This is a genomic window from Cupriavidus basilensis, assembly GCF_029335485.1.
In the GTDB taxonomy this organism is placed as follows: Bacteria; Pseudomonadota; Gammaproteobacteria; order Burkholderiales; family Burkholderiaceae; genus Cupriavidus; species Cupriavidus basilensis_E.
The window spans coordinates 1-17,963 of sequence record NZ_JARJLM010000464.1 but is presented as its reverse complement, the minus strand read 5'-3'; the positions used below and the strand labels follow the sequence as shown (position 1 = coordinate 17,963).

Below are 17,963 nucleotides of genomic sequence, written 5' to 3'. Positions count from 1 at the left end.
CCACCAGTCCGCCAAGCCCTGACCCGGACTCGTCTGGGATAAACTTGGACAGAAATGTAGGGCAAGGTGCGTGAGTGGCGTAGCGAATGTTTTAAGGGAGAGACATGTCCAGTTAGTCTGTAGAGCGAGTGGTGCGGCAATTTGCCAGGAGCGAGAATCCGCTCAAGCGATTCTCAGAATGTGCCTCAACGGCCATGTAATATCGACGCCGTACAACCCTGCGTGGATAGCATCAGGCGGGATGTTCGGCTTACCGATATACATGTTGACAGTCGGACAAAACTGATTGTCGCCGCACACGAGGCGATGAGCAGTCGACCGCGAAGCAGGACAAGGCAGGTGACTCAGAAATCAGGCTCGCGCCAACGAGACTTTGGCAGATCGGGTGAGATCCACGCCGGCACGGTTTGCCAGCGCTTAGCGCATCTTGAACTCAATGCGCGACTTGGCTCCGGCTTTGGGCACCTTGCTCAGGTCGACGCGACGCTCGCTGTGCCCAGCCACCCGTCTGGCCAGCCCGGTGAGTGACATTCCGCGCTGACGGACCGCTGACCGCACCACACAGACCTTGCTCGGGCCGTCAGGTTGCCTGAATTCACCGTTACCTATTGCGCCCAAACCAATCCTCCAGGCTAGACCTCGTCCGCGGCCGGGCGTTAAACTGACGCTCTCGCATCCCATATCCCTTAGGATCGGCTCTGACTATGTCGCAGGACCTCACAAACGCCGTGATTGGAGTGTGTATGGGCACTTTGATCGTCGGCCTGTTCGCCTGGATGGCCATCCACTCCCTGAACCTTCGACCGGCGTCGCGCAACTGGTCGGACTGCGACTAGTACAGCATCCCGTAAATAGATTTAATAATCATCGGGCTGTTAATTCGGTTGCAGGAGCGTGACGATCACCTGGGCCATCTTGGCGATGGACCGGCGCTTGGCAGAGGTTCCAACGTCCGCTTTGGGGGCAAAAAACGGCGCCATAACGATGGCGGCCGAGTTCGGTCAGCCAGCCACCACGATCGGTTCCTCCTCGTCCAGAGGTTTGATCATTAGGTGACGCCCGTAAGCTTGCGTGACGATCTGCTCGTGGCCGAGCAGGCTGTGCGCAGTTGCCGCTGCTCTTCGGCAGGGTCATATTTGGTGGGTAAAGCTGGCATGTCAATCCTCGATTGCGATGAGCCGGTTTGCAACGGATAGTCCCGGAGACTCCACTTGAACGGGCGTGCCGCCTGATTTGCGCGCGCGGATAAACTGCTCGGTGCGCTCGCGCAGGTGCGCGGTGCTGGTGTGGCTCGCATGGCGTAACACCCCTCGGGAGCAAACCAGAGTTCGATCTGATTGCCCCAACTCGTGTGCAGCGGCGTGAAGTGGAAGAGAAGCCGCTCATCGTGCCGCGCGTTGAACGACTGCCAGACGGCTAGGGCGCGGTGCGTGTTCAGGTTGTTCCAGAAAGTGTGCACCTGCTTGCCGGGGTACGCGATTGCCACGCGCTCGATGAAGGCCACCAGATCGTCGTGGGTGCGCCGCTCGCGGCAGTCTGCCAGCACCTGTCCGGTATGCACATGCCGCGCGGCGATCAGCGCCTGGATGCCGTGACGAATGTACCGTGATTCCGACTGTGCGCCTCATTGTGGCGCCTCGGTATGGGCTCGGAACTGGTGTTGTCCGGCGAAAGAACCCAGTCGCCCGAGCCGGTACACCGGCGCTGCTGAACTGGTGGCCTATTTTGCGCCTCCCGGCCGTTCTCTTGCAGGCCTCACCCTCGAAGCCGATGCCGCGTTCTCCCGCGCGCTTCCGCGATCGGGTCCGCGCTGGACGGATGCTATTAGCGAACAAGCCGGTCGCGGAGATTGCGGCTGCGGTGGGCGTGGCACGGTAGACTGTGTACACGTGGACGGCGCGACTGGACGAAGGCGGCACCGACGCGCTGCGCGCCATGGCCCGTGGACGGCCGTTGTTGCTCGACGATGCCCAGTTCGAGCAGTTGTGTCGTGCCTTGCTGCAGCGACCCACCGAGCATAGCTTTGGCACCGAACTATGAACGCTCAAACGAGTGCGTCTACTCATCGAGCAACGCTTCGGGGTGCCGATGGCACTCCGATGCATCTCGCTATACAGAAGTGATGGCTGCATCTGGACTACATGCGGCCGGAAACTGATGGAATTCGGACGCAGGGGGTTGTAAACATGCGTGGACTCCTTGCGATTACCCACATTTTTCACGCCCCAGACAGTATCCCAGTTCAATGTCGATAAGGCGATGCATGCCGCACCAGATGACCTTATTGCCCGGTGGTGGATCATTGGCGCGTGCGAGATAGCCGCCCAGTTGTGCGAGCTTGATGAGGCTGCGTGACAGGGCAGGCGCCTGCGCGGTGCGTGCCGTATCCTTGACGAGCTGATCAAGAAGCGCAACCTCGGTTTCGGTAAGCGCCACCCCCGGTGGGGCCTCTGGTGCAGATCGATTGATCTCAGTCAGCCAGAATACTCGCCAGGCAAGGATACAGAAGATAGCGATCAGGTTGGTCAACCGGCAGGCTGTACGCAACTGCGACTCTTCAGCCTTGCAGCCGGACTTCAGGTTCTTGTGAAACGTCTCTATTTTCCGGCGCATTGCGTACCAGTCGATCTTTTCGATTGCGTCGACACGTGAGTTCACCGACAGATCAGTTACAGGCGTCCATTCGATACGCGGCCGGCCCGCTGGCTCGCTGCGCTCCGTCGCATGAATGACGGTCAGCCTGAGCGCCGGGTAGTGCCGCTGTTTGCTGACGGGCGGTAAGATCGTAATGCGCCGGTACCGGATTTCCAGAAGCGCCTGCTGGGGCCGCCCTTTCGAGTCGCAAAATTCGATCCGACGCAATCCCTTCACTCGCGCTTCCGACATTTCATCTGCAACGGTAAGCTCGCCGTCCCCGGCTAACCTGTTAGTGCAGGTACGTACCAGAAAATGTGTTCCAAGCTCACATGCAGCGCAGAGCAGTTCAAAGATGTCACTCTCCCGGTCACCAATATGCACACAGAGATCCGGATCGCCTAGTCGAGACGTTGACTGCCGCAGATTCTCAATCCAGCGAAAGCTTTCTTTTTTCTCGATCGGTATGCGTGTGAAATTGACTTTGCTCCGCAACGCCGCCGTGTCTTTGAACTCCTTGCGGCTCCAGAACTTGATGGCTGTCAGCCCGAGCGGCAGTCCTTGCGGCGTCACCGCGAGGCTTGAATGCATCAGGATGCCGCATTGCGAGCTTGCCTTGTCGCGACCGTATCGCTCGGCTGCGGTCAATGTGTTGCTCGCATAACCGATAAGCTCGGGATGCTCCCTTTCGTACGAAAACGTAGTGGTGTCCTGCAGTACAAGAATCGGGCCATCGGTCGTGGAAAAACGCTGCGCAGTTGCCTCGAAATGCCCACTCAGAATGTGCTGCTCACTGACGCGTTCATTGTCCATGAACCGATAGGCTGCCTTGGTATTGGCCCAGTCCTGGCAGGCAAGCGGAATGGTCTGCCCCATACCCTTCCAAAATCGCTCAAGCAGCAGTCCAAACCGCTTGCGAAACCTGACGTCCCGGAACTCGCTTCCCGCAATTTCCTGATCCAGCCATGACTCATCTTCTGACTGTTTTTTCCCGCCATTCGTCATGTGGTTTTTCTAAACGGCGGCAGGTTAACAGAATTTCTCGCTAAGATGTGGGTAATCACAAGGCATGGACTCGCGTTTACTCTCGACTTTTTTAGTGCGAATGGACAACGAGTCGGGGGCGTGGGTGGACGAAGAATTTGAGTGGCTGAATCTAGGCGATCCCAGGCGGGACCGGCGGGCGAAGGAATTGCTCAAGCGGTTTGCAGCCAAGCCGACGGTGAGCATTCCGGGCGCCTGCGATGGATGGTCGGAGACCATGGCGGCGTATCGATTTCTCGGCAACGAGGAGATCGAATGGACGAATGTGATGCAGCCCCATTGGGAACGTACAGCAGCCAGAGCTGGCCAATTCCCGGTGGTGCTGTGCATCGCTGACACGACCGAGTTGAACTTCAACGGCCAGGAGATGGACGGACTGGGGCCGTTGAGCTTTGCGGCCCAGAGGGGAATGTATTTGCATCCGACGTACGCTGTGACGCCGGATTGGGAACCGCTGGGCGTGATGGATGCATGGATGTGGGCCCGGGAGCCTCGGGACGGTAACGGACAGCGTGGCGGCATCAAGGAAAGCATCCGGTGGATCGAAGGGTACGAACGGGTTGCGGAGCAAGCGGCGTTGCTACCCCAGACCCGCCTGGTCTATGTGACGGATCGAGAAGGCGACATCGCGGCGCTGATGGCTCGTGCCAATGAACTCGGTCAGCCCGCTGACTGGCTGATCCGTTCCCAATACAACCGCAACCTTGCCGAGGCAGGCAAGCTGTGGGACAAGGTCGACGCCAGCCAGGCGCTTGGGGAGATCGCCTTTATCCTGCCGGGGCGCGCAGGCCAGAAGGCGCGGGAGGTCAAGCAGGAATTACGCGCACAACGTGTGAAGCTGCCGGGTCAAGCGGGCTCGGTTACGTGCGTGGTGGCCCAAGAGATCGGTGCACCGGCGGGCATCACACCTGTGGTGTGGCGGCTGCTGACCAATCGCGAGGCGCAGGACACGGATGCCATTGTAGAATTAGTCGATTGGTATCGAGCCCGCTGGGAGATCGAGATGTTCTTCCACGTCCTGAAGACCGGATGCAAGGTCGAGGCGCTGCAGCTATCACAGATGGAACGTGTGGAGCGAGCCCTGGTGTTGTACATGGTGGTGGCATAGCGCATTGCCCGGCTGATGCGACTGGGCAGAACCTGCCCTGAGTTGGACGCGTCGCTGTTCTCCGACGCTGACGAGGTACGAGGTGCATACGTGCTCGCGAAAAAGGCTCGTCCAAAGACACCAGTTACGCTCAATTAGATGATTCGTCTGGTGGCCTCTCTGGGCGGATTCCTTGGGCGCAAGAGTGATGGCGAACCCGGCGCCAAAACGATCTGGATCGGCATGCAGCGAACAATGGATGCGGCCTTCATGATTCAGGCGCTGCGGGGGGACTCATGAGTTCTGTATAACGAGATGACTCCGATGGGCATCAACGACCATCACATCCATCCGGCAGGGCTTCGGATATTCCGGATGGGCGTTCCATCGACCTTCTAGGGGCGAAGCCGCAGTAGAGCGGGATCCGTGCTCGGGTTCTACATCCCGACGGTAACCGCTCAGGGAAGCAATTCTTCGATCCGATTGACGGGATGAGTCAGCGACGTGCGCCTGCACATGGCGCAGGTAGGAGGCCGTTCAATGTTGCCGAGCCGATAAGCGTGTACATGGCTGCGGCTGCCGTAGAAGCGGGTGAGGGGTCTGGATCGTCCCACGGTGCGATGTCGCATGGAGCCACGAGAATCTATCAGACATTCGCACGGCCATCCCGGCGACGTGGCCTGGACGCCATTCCATCGAGCTGGCGTTGTAGGCATGATGGGCTTATTGCCATATTGTCGTGTTTATAGCGTCTGTCTCAGGCACAGGTACGTTCCGATATCAACCGTTCGCGCCCGTCCCCAGAAAATTCTCCTGCGTGCGGTGAAGCCCCGTCCTTCAGGGGCCTGAAGGGGAGGGGCTGCCACGCATCCGATCAAGACAGGTCGAGTCCCTATCGACGGTCTACATTGATATCGCGGCGGATTCCGTCTGTGTTCCGGTCTGGCCAACGGAAGAAGGAATCGTCGGCCTGGCCAGAGGCAATATTGGGCGGCGCCTTCGGGGGCGCCGCTTCCGCGATGCATGGCTCTATTCGTCCGCTTCCTCCTCCACACCGTTCGTCCGGTGCGCGACGGCCGCCTGGGAGCGCGCGCCATCTAGTATGCGATACAGCGCCTGTCGCGAGATTCCCAGAGCGGCGGCAGCCGCCTTCTTCTCCTGTCCGGATTTTTCCAGCGCCGCCCGGACCTCCTCGATCGTCGGCCGCTTTCGCTTCACCGCCCCGTGCCGGCCGAGATAAGCCTCGCTCTTGGTCGCCCGGGAATGACCCGCCGCCTCCACGATCCGTTTCATGCCCAGCTCATGAAGTGCGTCGGCCGGCTTCGCTCCGCCCTGAATGGCCGAGCGTTCGCCGGTGATTCGGTGGTAGAGGCCGTTCAGGTACTGGTGCCGCAGCCCATGCGCCGTCACACGCAAAGCGCCCTTGGTCACGCCATGCGTCCGTAGCACGTGGTAGAAGTGATTCCTCCACCGGTCCAGAGTGTAGCCGAGCGGAATGGTGGTTCGGCTCTTGCTATTGGCCAGCCGGCATGCCGATGCTAGTAGCACGTACTGCGCCTCAAACTCGATCTGGACGTCGCGTTTGAGGCCGCCCTTGGTACCGGCGTCTACCAGCAGAGCACCGTCAACGGTCACTCGGTGTGGCCGTAGGAGGAACGATTCCTTTGCGCGCAAGCCGAACGCCGCCTGCAGTTTTAGCTGGATCGCAACAAAGCGGTCTGTGCGCTCTATCTCCGCCAGCAGCGCGGCGATTTCCACGCCTTGGGCTTCCCAAGTCTTCTCCACTTCGGTGGAATAGGTCCGGCGATACTCTTCCGGCCGCTCGACGTAGTCGTCGAGCTTCCCGACCAGATTGGGCTTACCCATCCAGGCTGCAATGGTGCGCAGATAGGTCAGCTTGTTCTCCACGGTTCCAGGCGCCTGGTTCAGCTTGAGCACCCACTTCCTGACTAGGTGAGTAACGTGCTTCTGCTTCAGATTCCACGGGCTGGTCAGCTTGTAGCCGTCCTCCCGCAGCTCTCGGAATGCGGCTAACAAGTTCACCACGCGTCGATACTGTGTTTCAAACGAAACCGGTTTGTCACTCAGCCGAGACGGGCTCCGGATCTTCCGGAGATGCTTTGCTGCCAGCACTTTAAAGGCCTCGATGAACTCTGGGGGGAGGCCAGAGCGTTCGGCAATGCCTGCGTAATCGATAGTCATCATGATAGCGACTCGGTTCTGAGGTTACGGCTTTTCGTGTAGCCAGCGCTTCCAGCTCGGAATTGGGCTCCTGTTTTCTGGCTTAGCATGAGCCTCCGACATTGGCTCGGTGGCTTGCCTCGAATCGGACGCCCAAAAGTCACGCTGGCTGCGCTTGATCTCTCGAATCTTGGCGAGCACGTCGAGAGCGGACGGGAGCTGTGGTCCAGTCAGCATAGAGTTGAACGCTATCTGACCTTCCGGCTGGTCACGGTTTTGCCCCCTTTCCATTTCATTTTCCTTCTTGACGGACTCCGCGAGATCGTCCATCGCCCACGCCAAGTAGGACGTGGATTCGGGGGTGTTGCACCGAACGATCAAGTACCGGAGGTTGTCCTGCCTCAGATAGAGCATCGCAAAGAGTGTCTCCTCCTGCGTGGTCACATTTAGCATTAGTCCGCTCTGCGACTCACAAAGCTCTGTCACGGCCGGCGCCACAGAAATGCCGCCGAGGAGTGCGCAGACGTCCGCCGCGCAGTACCACAGCTTTTCATTCCCGTCCCGAAAGCCGCGAACGGTTTTGACGGCATCTTGACCAAACGGCAATGGCTCGACGTGATGATTGGCCACACCACCTTCACGATTCGGAATCGCTAGCTTAGGCAATATTTCCTGTGTCATTAGTCTGCGCGGGAACCACGGCCTTCGTGCCGGGGAGGGATAGCGCGCGACGCGAAGCGTCGCCCCTGTGCCCGCTCTCCTTTGTAGAGTGCGCTACGAGTGAATAACAGTATCCGGCGCCGCGCTACAGGCTCCTGCAATAGCGGTGGGACACGCCCTGGGTGGCGCCAGCTGACGTCTGAATGTTGAACGAGTCGGTAGCGTGGACCGCCACTCGGCCGAACTGGGTGCCAGCTTCCTTTCCTATCAGTACCTTGGCGTGAACCAGGTCGCCCATCTGGAAGCCCTTCGTCTGCTTGCAGCGTACAAGGTAGCCGCGCGACGGTGGCGAGTCGCGTGCGGCGCATCTGACGGGCTGTGCCAGTACCTGCCTATGCCAGATCGTTACGACAGCGCCCATGCACCGTGCAACGATAGCGCGGGTCTTGGGCAGATCAAGACGTCGCCAGTTGTACTCGGTGCGCGAACCCAAGCCATTGCCGTGTCGATATGGTGCTGCAGTCGGGGCACCAGCCAGCCTCCGGGCCAGCGCTGATTGTCGAACTGAGCGGCGCAATAGCGGGGCTTGCGACTGCGGCGCGGTTGGTGCATCGTGCCTGCTCGCGCCGAGATTCAATCGGATCAGCAGGCCGCGGTGGATCAGCTGAGCCAGGAATAACGCGACTGCGTGGCACCTCAGTACAGCGGCATTGGCATCGACTTCGCGCACAACAGCAACGCCAGTAACTTTGCAGTCTGGGTCGAGTTCGACGCGCCTCGGCTGGATGATCCAATCCGCTTGGTGGCGGTCGTCCAATCGGATGGCGAGCGGTATCAGGCGGTGCTCACATGCGCGACCTCGCTCGGATGGTTGATGGGCTCGCTTCTCGCTGGACGGCATCGACGCTTGGCCGCTTCTGTCCAACACGATGATTGCCATGGTAATTCCCCTCATTGTTACGGGCCTGGAAAGGCCTCTCTCCCGAGAGGTCTCCCCTAGGCAATGTTACGAACTGGCGATGTGCCAGGATCCGTTTTGTGCTTACCCTGTGGCTTGTCTGCAATCTGGGTTTCCGGAAGTTGGGATTGCGTGAAGCATCCCAACTTCGATCTTGCCCCTGCTCACAACGGAGCAGGCCTGACCTAGAATTCCGCCGTTCAGGGCAGCGTTGCCTGCTGCAAAGCCGGAACCAAATTCAGTTCCGAAAGCGTCTCCCAAGTGACAACCATCCTTTGGGCTAAGTCGAGGTCAGTTCCCAGCAAGTGCGCGATGTCCGCATAGCCGCGCCCCCTCGCATGCAGCATCGCTGCATGGTGAAGCGCCGCCAGACGGATCCTCACCGTTGTTTCCCGGCGGCCTCTCTCGGCCTCGAGCGCTGAGATGCGGAAGTCCTTCTCCACAAGTTTGAGGTGGAGGCGCTGAATGTCATACGCGAGAATGCGGTTCACTTCCGGAAGCTTGGCGACAGTCCGACAAGCTTCCTCAAGGGCCTTGGTGGAAACGTGGCTGAAGGCTCGTGTCTGGACTTCCGGCGTACAGACTTCACGTGACCGCAGCGCCGGTAACACTTCGCGCGTAATCCATACCCGGAACGACTTGACCGCTGCGAGCTTGCTGCCGCAGATCAGCATATAGAGATTGGCTTCGCTGATATAAGCCAAGCTCTGAACTCCGCTGCTCGTAGGCGTGTCGAACTTCGCTCTCCCCTCCGCATCCTCACAAAGCTTTTCGACTGCCGACATCGAGTTGTTGTAGCCAAGGACTCCGCAAAGGTCTGTCACGCAAAACCAGGATTGGCCATCCTTGTCAATCAGAGCACGGACAGCTTGTTCCTGATACGTGAATTGGACTATGTCCTGGGATGGTGGCCGCCGGTCGGCCATGGTGCCAAATACCTCACCATACATAAATAACCTCCTTTCTCGGGTTTCCAAGAGCGCTAATAGATCCCGCGCCAACTAGGCCGCCGTATTCGGCACGCCTTCCAATATTTATACAAGGCGGTTTGTGTCACGCAACAACCGAATTCACCTGTGATTTTGATTGAATTTGGGGTTCGCTCACTTCTGCGTACGCGTTCAATCCAATAGCTCCGTCCTTTAGCGATTTCGCCGACTAGCCTGGTGCGTGGAGCAGACGCAACCTGACCATCGCAGCAACGTTTCCGTCGCTGCGCCCACGCACCCTACCTCTGGCCGTGGATTCTGTTTTGGCATTCTTGTGCAGGCTGCCACAGGCCTGTGTTGTCGGCTGAACCGCGGGTAATACGTATGCGGCCACCCCACATGACCCGACTATCCCGCCGCTGTGTGTTGGGCTTCGTGATCGGTGTCCTCGCCTCCTGGCGATCGGGGTGTTTTGATCTTGAGTGTCTTCTTTCGCGTGTCCGTGCCCGGACAAACTGTGTTCCATCGCGCCGCATAGGCCAAAACCGCCCGCAGAGCTAGAAGCCGCCATGCGTCCGGCGTCCTCAGTACTGGCAATCGTAGGTTCGCTAATAATCGGAAGAAAGCCAGTCACCATGGGATCCCGGCACGAGTGTGCGGCGTCCACAAAAGACTGGCTTTGGAGGTCGCTGCTCCGCGTCTGCTGAGCGGGCGACGTGATTTTGAGTACAACTGCCGTTGAGGTCGGCACCTTTAAATTCTGGGCCCGTCGTTACCCGGGCATGTGGCAATGATCGCCGATTTTACGCTGCTTATGCAAGAAAATATCGTGATGCTTCCGTATTGGTTTCTCAATAAATTGGAGGCTGATTGTTCAATGCTAAGAGCATGGTCATATATAATTTTTATTGTTGATAACAATTTGTCGTAAATCAGATCTTGCTTCGATGCTGCTCATAGCATTGTCACACTATGTGATTTTTTTAGGGAATATACAAAATTTCTTGTGGAAAGTCGCGACGTTGTTGCGTAAATCCGGTGTCTGGTAGCGGCCTGACATTTGCGCGCAACGGTCGAGGCGGTGCCTCTGTTAAGGAAGGTCTGCATAAGTCCACGTTTTGATGTCCTCGAACGTTGATGCGAGGAACCACTGAAAAGGGCGAACAAGATGAAACAGGCCACCCTTGGACTGACCTGTCGACCAAGCGCACTCACAAGCGCGAGTTCCTGGATAAGATGGATCAAGTGGTTCCCTGGGCGGAGCTGACATTGCTGATAGAGCCGTACTACCCAAAAGGTAAGACTGGCCGTCCTCGATTTGGGAGGCTTGTGAAGTTGCGCATTCACTTCCTTCAACACTGGTTCGGACTATCTGCCCCGGCCATGGAAGATGCGTTGCATGATATTCCCCTGTATCGGGATTCGCCTGACTGGATGAAGGCATGATGTGGCTTCCGGATGAGATCACTATCCGTCGCTTCCGGCACCTCCTGGAAGCGCACGATCTGAGCAACAAGATGTTTGCCATAGTCAGCGATCTCCTCAGCGCTAAAGGCCCGATGCTGAAGACTGGCACGGCAGTGGATGCGACGTTCATCTCGGCACCCAACTCCAGCAAGAACGCTGGTGGCGAGCGCGACCCGGAAATGCACTCGACCCAGAAGAGCGGGAACTGGTACTTCGGGATGAAGGCGCATGTGGGTACTGAAAGTAGCAAGAGTTTCTGTTTCACGAGGTAAGGTATTGATGAAACCGGTTGTTCCATCAACCGCATCATCGAGCAAGCCAAATGTGCTGACAGGCTTGAGCCAAAACGGCAAGCGGCAAGATGTGGCCCCTGTGAGCTGGGCCATCATCGACAGAATGCCGCCGGCGAATAGGAAAGATCCGACTCGCTTTGAAACTCATGTGGAACAGGGTAAGCCCGTAACGCTGCCTCTCCAGGCAGGCGAATCGCAAGGAACCTTGTTGGTGTTGCGCGTATAGGAACACGGAAAAGGCGAAGGCCTTTCTGTAATGGGAAGGATACCGACTGCGACATTGTCGGACGCGAAAGAGGGCAGACTGCGGACCACGAAGGTCTGGCGACTACGAACGGCGCCGTCAAGCTCGGACTTCGCGAAGGCATCGTTTCCGTACCAGATCGATGTCGAGGTGAAGGAATATCACGCCGACGGCTCGTACTTCGAAGCGCAATACCAGGGCGTGTCAGTTGGCGTGCCGATGGCGCCCGCTCACGCGCGCAGGCTCGACGGCCAAACGAAGCTCACGGTTCAAGGTCAGTTGCGTGTGCTCGACGACGACTTTGTGATCATGCGCAACGCGTCGGACAAAACGGCGGACGGCACGACTATCCCGGTGCCGGAAACGAAAGTACCCGCACGGTGCACGCCGACTGTTGCCTCCAGCGCGGCGCTGAAGGGCGGTGATTTGGGCGGGTCGACGCGATTTGCCGGCGCTGGTGCCGGCTCTGGCGGCGTGCTGGCGAGCAAGACAGGCGGCTCGTGCACTCGATAACGGTCCATCCAGCATTCAGCAGATGAAGAACGGGACGCTGCCGCTCCGGTTCCCCTGTGTCGGGATCCACAATGCAGCCGTCTGCGCCTACATCATGAACAAATGGGGGGCTCAGTTTTACCGTGAGGCGAAGGCGAAGTTGAGCCAGTGCGTCTGGTTTGATGAAGCCTCGCGCAGTTCCTTTTGCGCAAATGGCCCCCTCACGGGGCTAGTGGAACACAACGTTTAAATGGGAAGTATCATTATGTCCATGGAGGGCTTGATGAAACTGACCGATAGCGAACGCGTGGAACTTGAGAAACAGGCCAAAGCAAGGACGGGTCGCGCAGATTCCTCGCGCCGGGCGCGACTGGTCTTGCTGCGGGCAGATGGTCTCACCTGGGCCAGAACTCATTCCAAGTGCGACACGTGTCGCCGTCCGCCGCGCGTGAAGCGGCATGAAGTTGGGATGGCAAAGCTCTTTCTTGCCTTGTCACATTCGACAACAAAAGTTGAAGCTGTGACCTGCTGTACGACCAGCAGTTGCCTACCTGGACATGCGCGATGGGTAACCGTTGGGTGTGAAGCTCCAGGGACAATGTACTTCTTGAAGACGGAACGTCTTGGTGACAAGATCGGCCGACACTGCCAGCCGCCGTGCGGTGTGAAGGCTAGGCAAGTTCCGTATGCACAACGTAAGTGAACTGTCGTTGGAATCCTCGTTAAGTTCGAAGAGCCAAAGCTGCTGACAGGCTCTGACCAAAATGGCAAATGGCCGGTTGCTTCTTTTTGAAATGGAGGCACGTCGTCAAGGCGCCATCGGGGAATAGACGGGTGCTAACCGGATAGGCTCGTCGGAATGACGGGTCGACAAGACTGGGAACGTGGTAAGCCCGATCCTTCGCCATGACTTCAGTGTATCGAAGCCGCGGCAGGGGACCCGCAAGGAAAACTGTTGCGGGAGCGGGTAAGAGAACGCGGAGAAAGCGAATGCTGGGCTGTAATGGTCCGGATAGGGGTTCGAACTTTGCCCCGGCCCGAAAGGGCGCAGACTTCCGCGAGGTAGTAGCTGGCGTGGGCCAGTATCTGAGGCTTGTTTGCAGGGCAGCTTGGAAGAGACTGTCGCAAGGCAGTTCAGCGCCTTGCTCCCAGTGCTGGGGGAGCTAACGATAGGACGTTCGCGTAGGTCTCGTGCTGCGTGGAGCAAGACCGACATCGGCGCTAGGGTGTTTCAGCGAGGCCTGAGTTGTATGCGGGGAAACTCGCTCGTACAGTTCTTTGGGGAGGGAGCGGCGGTAACGCCGTTCTCTTACCCGCTAACGAAGGCTCCTCGCGCTGAAGGGTGCGCCAGCAAATGAGACAGCAGACCAGCTTGAGAAAGGCTTCGTGAATGTCTGCGCGACGCTCGAAGCGGGTGCGCAGACGACGGAATGCGTGCAGCCAGGCATGAGTACGCTCGACGACCCAGCGGATCTCGCCGAGTCCACTGCCGTGGGGCTGACCGCGCCGGGCGATCGAAGTCGGGATGCCAGCGGCGTGCCGCGGCCGGCGGTACTTGTCGTGGTCGTAGGCGCGATCGGCGTAGATCCGACCTAGCTTACGCTGGGGACGGCCTCGGCATCCCCGGATAGCGGGAATCGCTTCGATGAAGGGCAAGAGTTGGGTAATGTCGTCACGGTTCGCCCCGGCCAGGATGACCGCGATCGGCTTGCCGCTGGCGTCGGTGGCGACGTGGTGCTTGGAACCGGGTCGCGCGCGATCGGTGGGGTCCGGTCCTGTTCTTGGCCCGCCCCAACCGCTCGAACTGAAGAGGAGTCGATGATGGTGCGCGAGAAATCGATGCGATCAGCCGCACGCAGCTTTGCCAGCAGGATCTCGTGCAGCCGATCCCATACCCCCGCAATTTGCCAAGCGCGTAGCCGGCGCCAGCAACTGACTCCAGAGCCGCAACCCATTCCGCTGGGCAGTTCGTTCCAGCGGATGCCGCTTCTCAGCACAAACAGAATGCCGGTCAATGCGGCCCGATCCGACACCGGCATGCGTCCCGGATACCGGAATCGCCGCGGCTTGGCTGGCGGCAGAAGCGGTTCGATCAATGCCCACAATTCGTCGTCGATGATCGGCTTGCCCATCCTCTCTATCCTGTTGTCACAACGGACGAGGTTAACAGCTTCGCCTTGCGGTTAACAGTACCCAACTGGTCTTTTTGAAACAGGTTCTAAGCTCGACTGCAGTGACAGCTACATTGATCGTTGGAGCAAGCGCTTTAACGCGGAGCGATTGGCTGGCTTGTTCACTCGCCATGCCGGGCGTGAGCGCTATAAGGTGACCGACCGTGCTGAGGCCCGTGTTGACACGGGCCATCAAACACAAGCCCGCCGACGGTTCCACACACTGGTCCTCGCGAAAACTGGCCGCCGAACTGGGCGACATCTCGCACATGACTGTCGCGCGCATTTGGCCCAAGCACGGCATCAAACCGCATCGACTTGAGGGCTATCTCGCTTCCAACGATCCGAATTTCGAAACCAAGGCGGCTGACGTGATTGGGTTGTACTTGAATCCACCGGCGCACGCGGTCGTGTTCTGCGTCGACGAAAAGGCCGCGATTCAGGCGTTGGATCGCAAAGACCCGGTGTTGCCGCTGTATGCGGCGTTCAACACGAGGACGGGCGAAGTGCTTGGCAAGACGGCAGTGCGGCACACTTCGGCAGAATTCGTCCCCTTCCTGATTGGCATTGTGGCCAATCAACCCCACTGTAAAAAGATACATGTCATCGCCGATAACCTCTCTGCCCACAAGACCAAGCAGGTCGATGCGATTCTGGCCGAACACACCAACGTGCATATGCATTTCACTCCAACGTACTCGTCCTGGCTAGGTCAGGTGGAGCTGTGGTTCGCCAAGATTGAGCGTGATGTCGTTTCTCGCGGCGTCTTCACCTCGGTGACAGATCTCAAGCGCAAGCTCGTGCGCTATATCCGCCACTGCAAAAAACAGCCGAAACCTGTGAAATGGAAATACTTCGATCCTTCTCGGCGAGTTACTTCCAATTCAAACGTTACGGTCCACTAGAACGAAAGCGACAATGGCTTTGATGTGGGGCGAAACGCTCAGTTTGGATATCACGCCGTCGATTCCGCAGGTCCGACTGTCTGACGAGCCATTCGCGTTCGTACGCTTGCGCCGCAACAGCGCGTTCACCGGAGCCAATGTTGCAGGCCTAGTCTGCACTTTTTGCGTCACTCCCGATGAAGCCAGGGTCCTGGCCGGACTTGTCGCCGGCCTGAGTCCGGCAGAATTCGCAGCAGCCCATGATGTTTCCGAAAACACCGTGCGCAAGCAGATCGCCAACCAGTGGACAAAGATGCACTGCAACCGCGTCGTTGATTTGGTCAAGCTGGCAGTACTGGCGCAGTCGTGAGCCCCTGCTGACGGCTTCCTCGACGACAACGGAAAGCGCGAGCCGCTGTGCAGAAAAAGGCCTCTGTCGTGGTCGATCGTGTTGCCATTGTCGTTACTCTTACGGAGTCGGATATGGCTCGTCGGACAGGAGATGTTGTTCCCATCCAGTTCCCCCGATCCGGCTGCGGTCGAGACTAGTGTGTGGACAACATCGAGTCGACAACCCAGCCGATTTCGCCCGTCTCTACCGTCATCAAATCTGATGATGCGAATTGCCTGGGCGTGCTCCAAGATAGATACGCGCCGCCGCGTGCGGCGCTCTACCACAGGAGCCCATCATGCGCAAGACTAACCTATTTCTGGCTGGCGTTTTCGCCACCATCTCCGTCGCCGCTACCGCTGAACCCACCGTTCTGATCGGGGATGAATTGAAGACGACGTTCCTGGCCAAGCCGATTGTCTTTGTCCGGGACCGCGACAACCAGAAGGTGAGTTGGGATGTGCGCCCCGACGGCTACCTCTATGGCCAGAATCTCTCGCGCGGAACAACCGACCGCGCGAAGTGGGAGATCAAGGACGACCACCTCTGTGTTACCTGGTTCGGCAATAGCACTAACGATTGTTTCGGACTCACCAAGGACGGTGACACCCTGGCTCTCTATACAGGCGACAAAGCCGCGCCGAAGCATGTCGGGTCAGTCGAGAAGTAGGGCGGCGGTCGAACGGGCAGGTGCCGCTGCCCGAATCTGATTGGGGTCAGAATCGCTGCCGCAAGAGGCGAGCATAGCGGTCACGGTGGTCGAAATCAGCAACCCTCTCCCGACTCCTCCCTTTTTGGATAGATCGGCAGGGTGTATTACGGAAGCCTACCAGGTCGGCTAGCGATTGCCGTCATCAAAATTAGGTATGTATGCAGGTTTCGTCCGCACACCGCTGCGCGAGGAGTTGTTCACTGGCGCATAGAACGCAGCCCATGACATCACCAAACTTGATCATGTCATCGCCTCTCGGGTGGGCCGCGATACAAGTGGAATTACCTTCACGAGTAGGCTGCACTCATTCTCGGAATGAGATAACAGATACAGGGGAGAGCCACAATGATCGACAAGAACTGGTTGCGTCTGATGCCCGTGGCGGTGGCCGCTGCCGTAGTGTTCGGGTGCGGAGGGGGCGGAGATGGAGGGGGGACGGACCCCACGTCGGCGGCTACCCCAAGCGCCCCAGCCGTCCCCACAACGCCTCCGACGACGGGCCCCGCTACTCCGACCGGTGCCACGCGGACGATAGCCGCCATCGAGAAGAACAGTTCATACATCGTGGCACTCAGCAACGCGATGGCCGCGCTACGGACCTGGGACCAGTTCAGGCTGCAAGGAGAGTTCCTGACCGCACGGGCCATCGCTGACATGGACGGGGACGGTGTCAACGACGTCGTGGCGGCCGGAGGGGTTTTCCAGGTGACCACCGGGACACCAATGCGCTTCTACAAAGGCTCTGTGACCGGATTTCTTGACGCGACTGCGAAGACGATCACGGGTCCAGTCCCGTCGCTTGTCCATGCCCGGAAGATGATTCTCGGGGACTACAACGGCGATGGCTTCCTGGACGTTTTCGTGTGCGCTCACGGATACGATGCGCCGCCGTTCCCTGGCACCACCAATGCCATGCTTCTAAGTGCGGGCCAAGGAAAATGGACCGCCGCTAGCCAATCATGGAGCACCTATGTCGGGTTCAGCCACGGCTGCGCGTCCGGTGACGTGCGAGGCAACGGTTCAGCCGACATTTTCGTGACGGATAGCAACAACAAGTCCTACTTCCTGGCCAACGATGGGCGCGGCGTTTTCACGCAGGACACGAGCCGGCTGCCGGCGTCGCTGAGCAAGAAGATGCCCATCTTCACAGCCGAGATCATGGATGTCGATTCGGACGGCAACCTTGACCTGGTGGTGGGCGGGGTGGAGCCGGACCAAGGAGCCATGGTGTTTTGGGGCGATGGTACCGGCAGCTACAGCGATGCCCGCTCGACAGCGATTCCCGCTGTCGCGGGCTGGCAGAACCACCTGCACTTCGCCGCAGAGGATATCGATGCGGACGGTGTGAAGGAGCTCGTTGTAGGCCGCGTACCAGGACTAGCTGGCGCCCCGAATTTCTATCAGGGCCAGTATATTCAGGTCTTGAAAGTCAGTCCGACCCGCACTCTGACGGATGTCACTGCGGCGTGGGCGGGCGCGACCAATACGTCGGCGACTACAACGGTTGTCAACAACGCCAAGCCCACCTGGATTGAATGGGTCTACGTCGTCGATTACGACAAAGACGGGAAGCCCGATCTCGTTGGTTCCGACGAGTGGACCGGCAACTACTGGGCCAAGAATAACGGCACGTCGTTCGGTGCCTGGCAAAAGATTCGGTAAGCGCGGTCGGCGCAAAAAGGGAAAACCGAGCGGTCGACGGATGCCGGCCGATTCTGTCCTGTGTGTCAACTGCGGCTCCGGCAATCACTAGACCGAAGCGTAGCCACTTGGGCCAGTCCATGCGGCTGACCTTCGATTGCATGGCAACCATCGC

The 17,963-nt window shown here is 58.7% G+C and carries 10 protein-coding genes and 6 pseudogenes; 9 read left to right on the top strand and 7 right to left on the bottom strand.

Annotated features, from left to right (window positions below):
- Positions 1–1,159: 1,159 nt before the first annotated feature.
- Positions 1,160–1,612, bottom strand: a pseudogene (locus P3W85_RS28240) (transposase); the annotation flags it as partial.
- A gap of 158 nt (positions 1,613–1,770) precedes the next feature.
- On the opposite strand from P3W85_RS28240, the pseudogene P3W85_RS28235 reads away from it, so the two are divergent.
- Positions 1,771–2,037, top strand: a pseudogene (locus P3W85_RS28235) (helix-turn-helix domain-containing protein); the annotation flags it as partial.
- A gap of 168 nt (positions 2,038–2,205) precedes the next feature.
- Here P3W85_RS28235 and P3W85_RS28230 read toward each other — a convergent pair.
- A complete protein-coding gene (locus P3W85_RS28230; protein WP_276267169.1) occupies positions 2,206–3,639 on the bottom strand; it encodes an IS4 family transposase in 1,434 nt (477 codons plus the stop codon).
- A 100-nt stretch (positions 3,640–3,739) separates the two neighbouring features.
- Here P3W85_RS28230 and P3W85_RS28225 point away from each other — a divergent pair.
- Positions 3,740–5,065: pseudogene (locus tag P3W85_RS28225) on the top strand (IS4 family transposase).
- Between the two features lie 729 nt (positions 5,066–5,794).
- Here the strand turns inward: P3W85_RS28225 and P3W85_RS28220 are convergent.
- The 4 genes from P3W85_RS28220 to P3W85_RS28200 all read right to left on the bottom strand — a co-directional run bounded on the left by P3W85_RS28220 (position 5,795) and on the right by P3W85_RS28200 (position 9,514).
- Positions 5,795–6,970 carry an integrase domain-containing protein gene (locus tag P3W85_RS28220; protein ID WP_276267168.1) on the bottom strand — a complete coding sequence of 392 codons (1,176 nt, stop codon included), beginning with the start codon at positions 6,968–6,970 and terminating at the stop codon, positions 5,795–5,797.
- Positions 6,971–6,991: 21 nt separating this feature from the next.
- The gene (locus tag P3W85_RS28215; protein WP_276267167.1) at positions 6,992–7,627 is read right to left on the bottom strand and encodes a hypothetical protein; all 636 of its coding nucleotides are present in this window, start codon (positions 7,625–7,627) and stop codon (positions 6,992–6,994) included.
- 124 nt (positions 7,628–7,751) lie between these two features.
- Positions 7,752–8,546, bottom strand: coding sequence for an RRXRR domain-containing protein (locus P3W85_RS45625; RefSeq protein WP_430869632.1), 795 nt, complete (start codon positions 8,544–8,546; stop codon positions 7,752–7,754).
- A gap of 218 nt (positions 8,547–8,764) precedes the next feature.
- Entirely contained in the window at positions 8,765–9,514 is a 750-nt protein-coding gene (locus P3W85_RS28200) for a BRO-N domain-containing protein (protein ID WP_276267166.1), read from the bottom strand.
- Positions 9,515–10,630: 1,116 nt separating this feature from the next.
- Between P3W85_RS28200 and P3W85_RS28195 the strand changes: the two are divergent.
- The 3 genes and pseudogenes from P3W85_RS28195 to P3W85_RS28185 form a co-directional block, all read left to right on the top strand.
- Positions 10,631–11,226: pseudogene (locus tag P3W85_RS28195) on the top strand (IS5 family transposase); the annotation flags it as partial.
- Between the two features lie 13 nt (positions 11,227–11,239).
- A complete protein-coding gene (locus P3W85_RS28190; protein WP_276267165.1) occupies positions 11,240–11,479 on the top strand; it encodes a hypothetical protein in 240 nt (79 codons plus the stop codon).
- A gap of 54 nt (positions 11,480–11,533) precedes the next feature.
- Positions 11,534–12,010: a hypothetical protein gene (locus tag P3W85_RS28185; RefSeq protein WP_276267164.1), complete on the top strand. Its 477-nt coding sequence runs from the start codon at positions 11,534–11,536 to the stop codon at positions 12,008–12,010.
- A 1,305-nt stretch (positions 12,011–13,315) separates the two neighbouring features.
- Here P3W85_RS28185 and P3W85_RS28180 read toward each other — a convergent pair.
- Positions 13,316–14,121 (bottom strand): annotated as a pseudogene (locus P3W85_RS28180) (IS5 family transposase); the annotation flags it as partial.
- Between the two features lie 85 nt (positions 14,122–14,206).
- Here P3W85_RS28180 and P3W85_RS28175 point away from each other — a divergent pair.
- The 4 genes and pseudogenes from P3W85_RS28175 to P3W85_RS28160 form a co-directional block, all read left to right on the top strand.
- Positions 14,207–15,065: pseudogene (locus P3W85_RS28175) on the top strand (transposase); the annotation flags it as partial.
- 13 nt (positions 15,066–15,078) lie between these two features.
- On the top strand, positions 15,079–15,414 hold the full coding sequence (locus P3W85_RS28170; RefSeq protein ID WP_276267163.1) for a helix-turn-helix transcriptional regulator: 336 nt from the start codon (positions 15,079–15,081) through the stop codon (positions 15,412–15,414).
- Positions 15,415–15,733: 319 nt separating this feature from the next.
- Entirely contained in the window at positions 15,734–16,105 is a 372-nt protein-coding gene (locus tag P3W85_RS28165) for a hypothetical protein (RefSeq protein WP_276267162.1), read from the top strand.
- A gap of 387 nt (positions 16,106–16,492) precedes the next feature.
- Positions 16,493–17,809 carry an FG-GAP repeat domain-containing protein gene (locus P3W85_RS28160; RefSeq protein WP_276267161.1) on the top strand — a complete coding sequence of 439 codons (1,317 nt, stop codon included), beginning with the start codon at positions 16,493–16,495 and terminating at the stop codon, positions 17,807–17,809.
- Positions 17,810–17,963 lie beyond the last annotated feature (154 nt).

Coding starts and splice junctions, on each gene's coding strand:
- P3W85_RS28230 (WP_276267169.1), bottom strand. CDS start 3,639: ATGACGAATGGCGGGAAAAAACAGTCAGAAGATGAGTCATGGCTGGAT.
- P3W85_RS28220 (WP_276267168.1), bottom strand. CDS start 6,970: ATGATGACTATCGATTACGCAGGCATTGCCGAACGCTCTGGCCTCCCC.
- P3W85_RS28215 (WP_276267167.1), bottom strand. CDS start 7,627: ATGACACAGGAAATATTGCCTAAGCTAGCGATTCCGAATCGTGAAGGT.
- P3W85_RS45625 (WP_430869632.1), bottom strand. CDS start 8,546: ATGGCAATCATCGTGTTGGACAGAAGCGGCCAAGCGTCGATGCCGTCC.
- P3W85_RS28200 (WP_276267166.1), bottom strand. CDS start 9,514: ATGTATGGTGAGGTATTTGGCACCATGGCCGACCGGCGGCCACCATCC.
- P3W85_RS28190 (WP_276267165.1), top strand. CDS start 11,240: ATGAAACCGGTTGTTCCATCAACCGCATCATCGAGCAAGCCAAATGTG.
- P3W85_RS28170 (WP_276267163.1), top strand. CDS start 15,079: ATGGCTTTGATGTGGGGCGAAACGCTCAGTTTGGATATCACGCCGTCG.
- P3W85_RS28165 (WP_276267162.1), top strand. CDS start 15,734: ATGCGCAAGACTAACCTATTTCTGGCTGGCGTTTTCGCCACCATCTCC.
- P3W85_RS28160 (WP_276267161.1), top strand. CDS start 16,493: ATGATCGACAAGAACTGGTTGCGTCTGATGCCCGTGGCGGTGGCCGCT.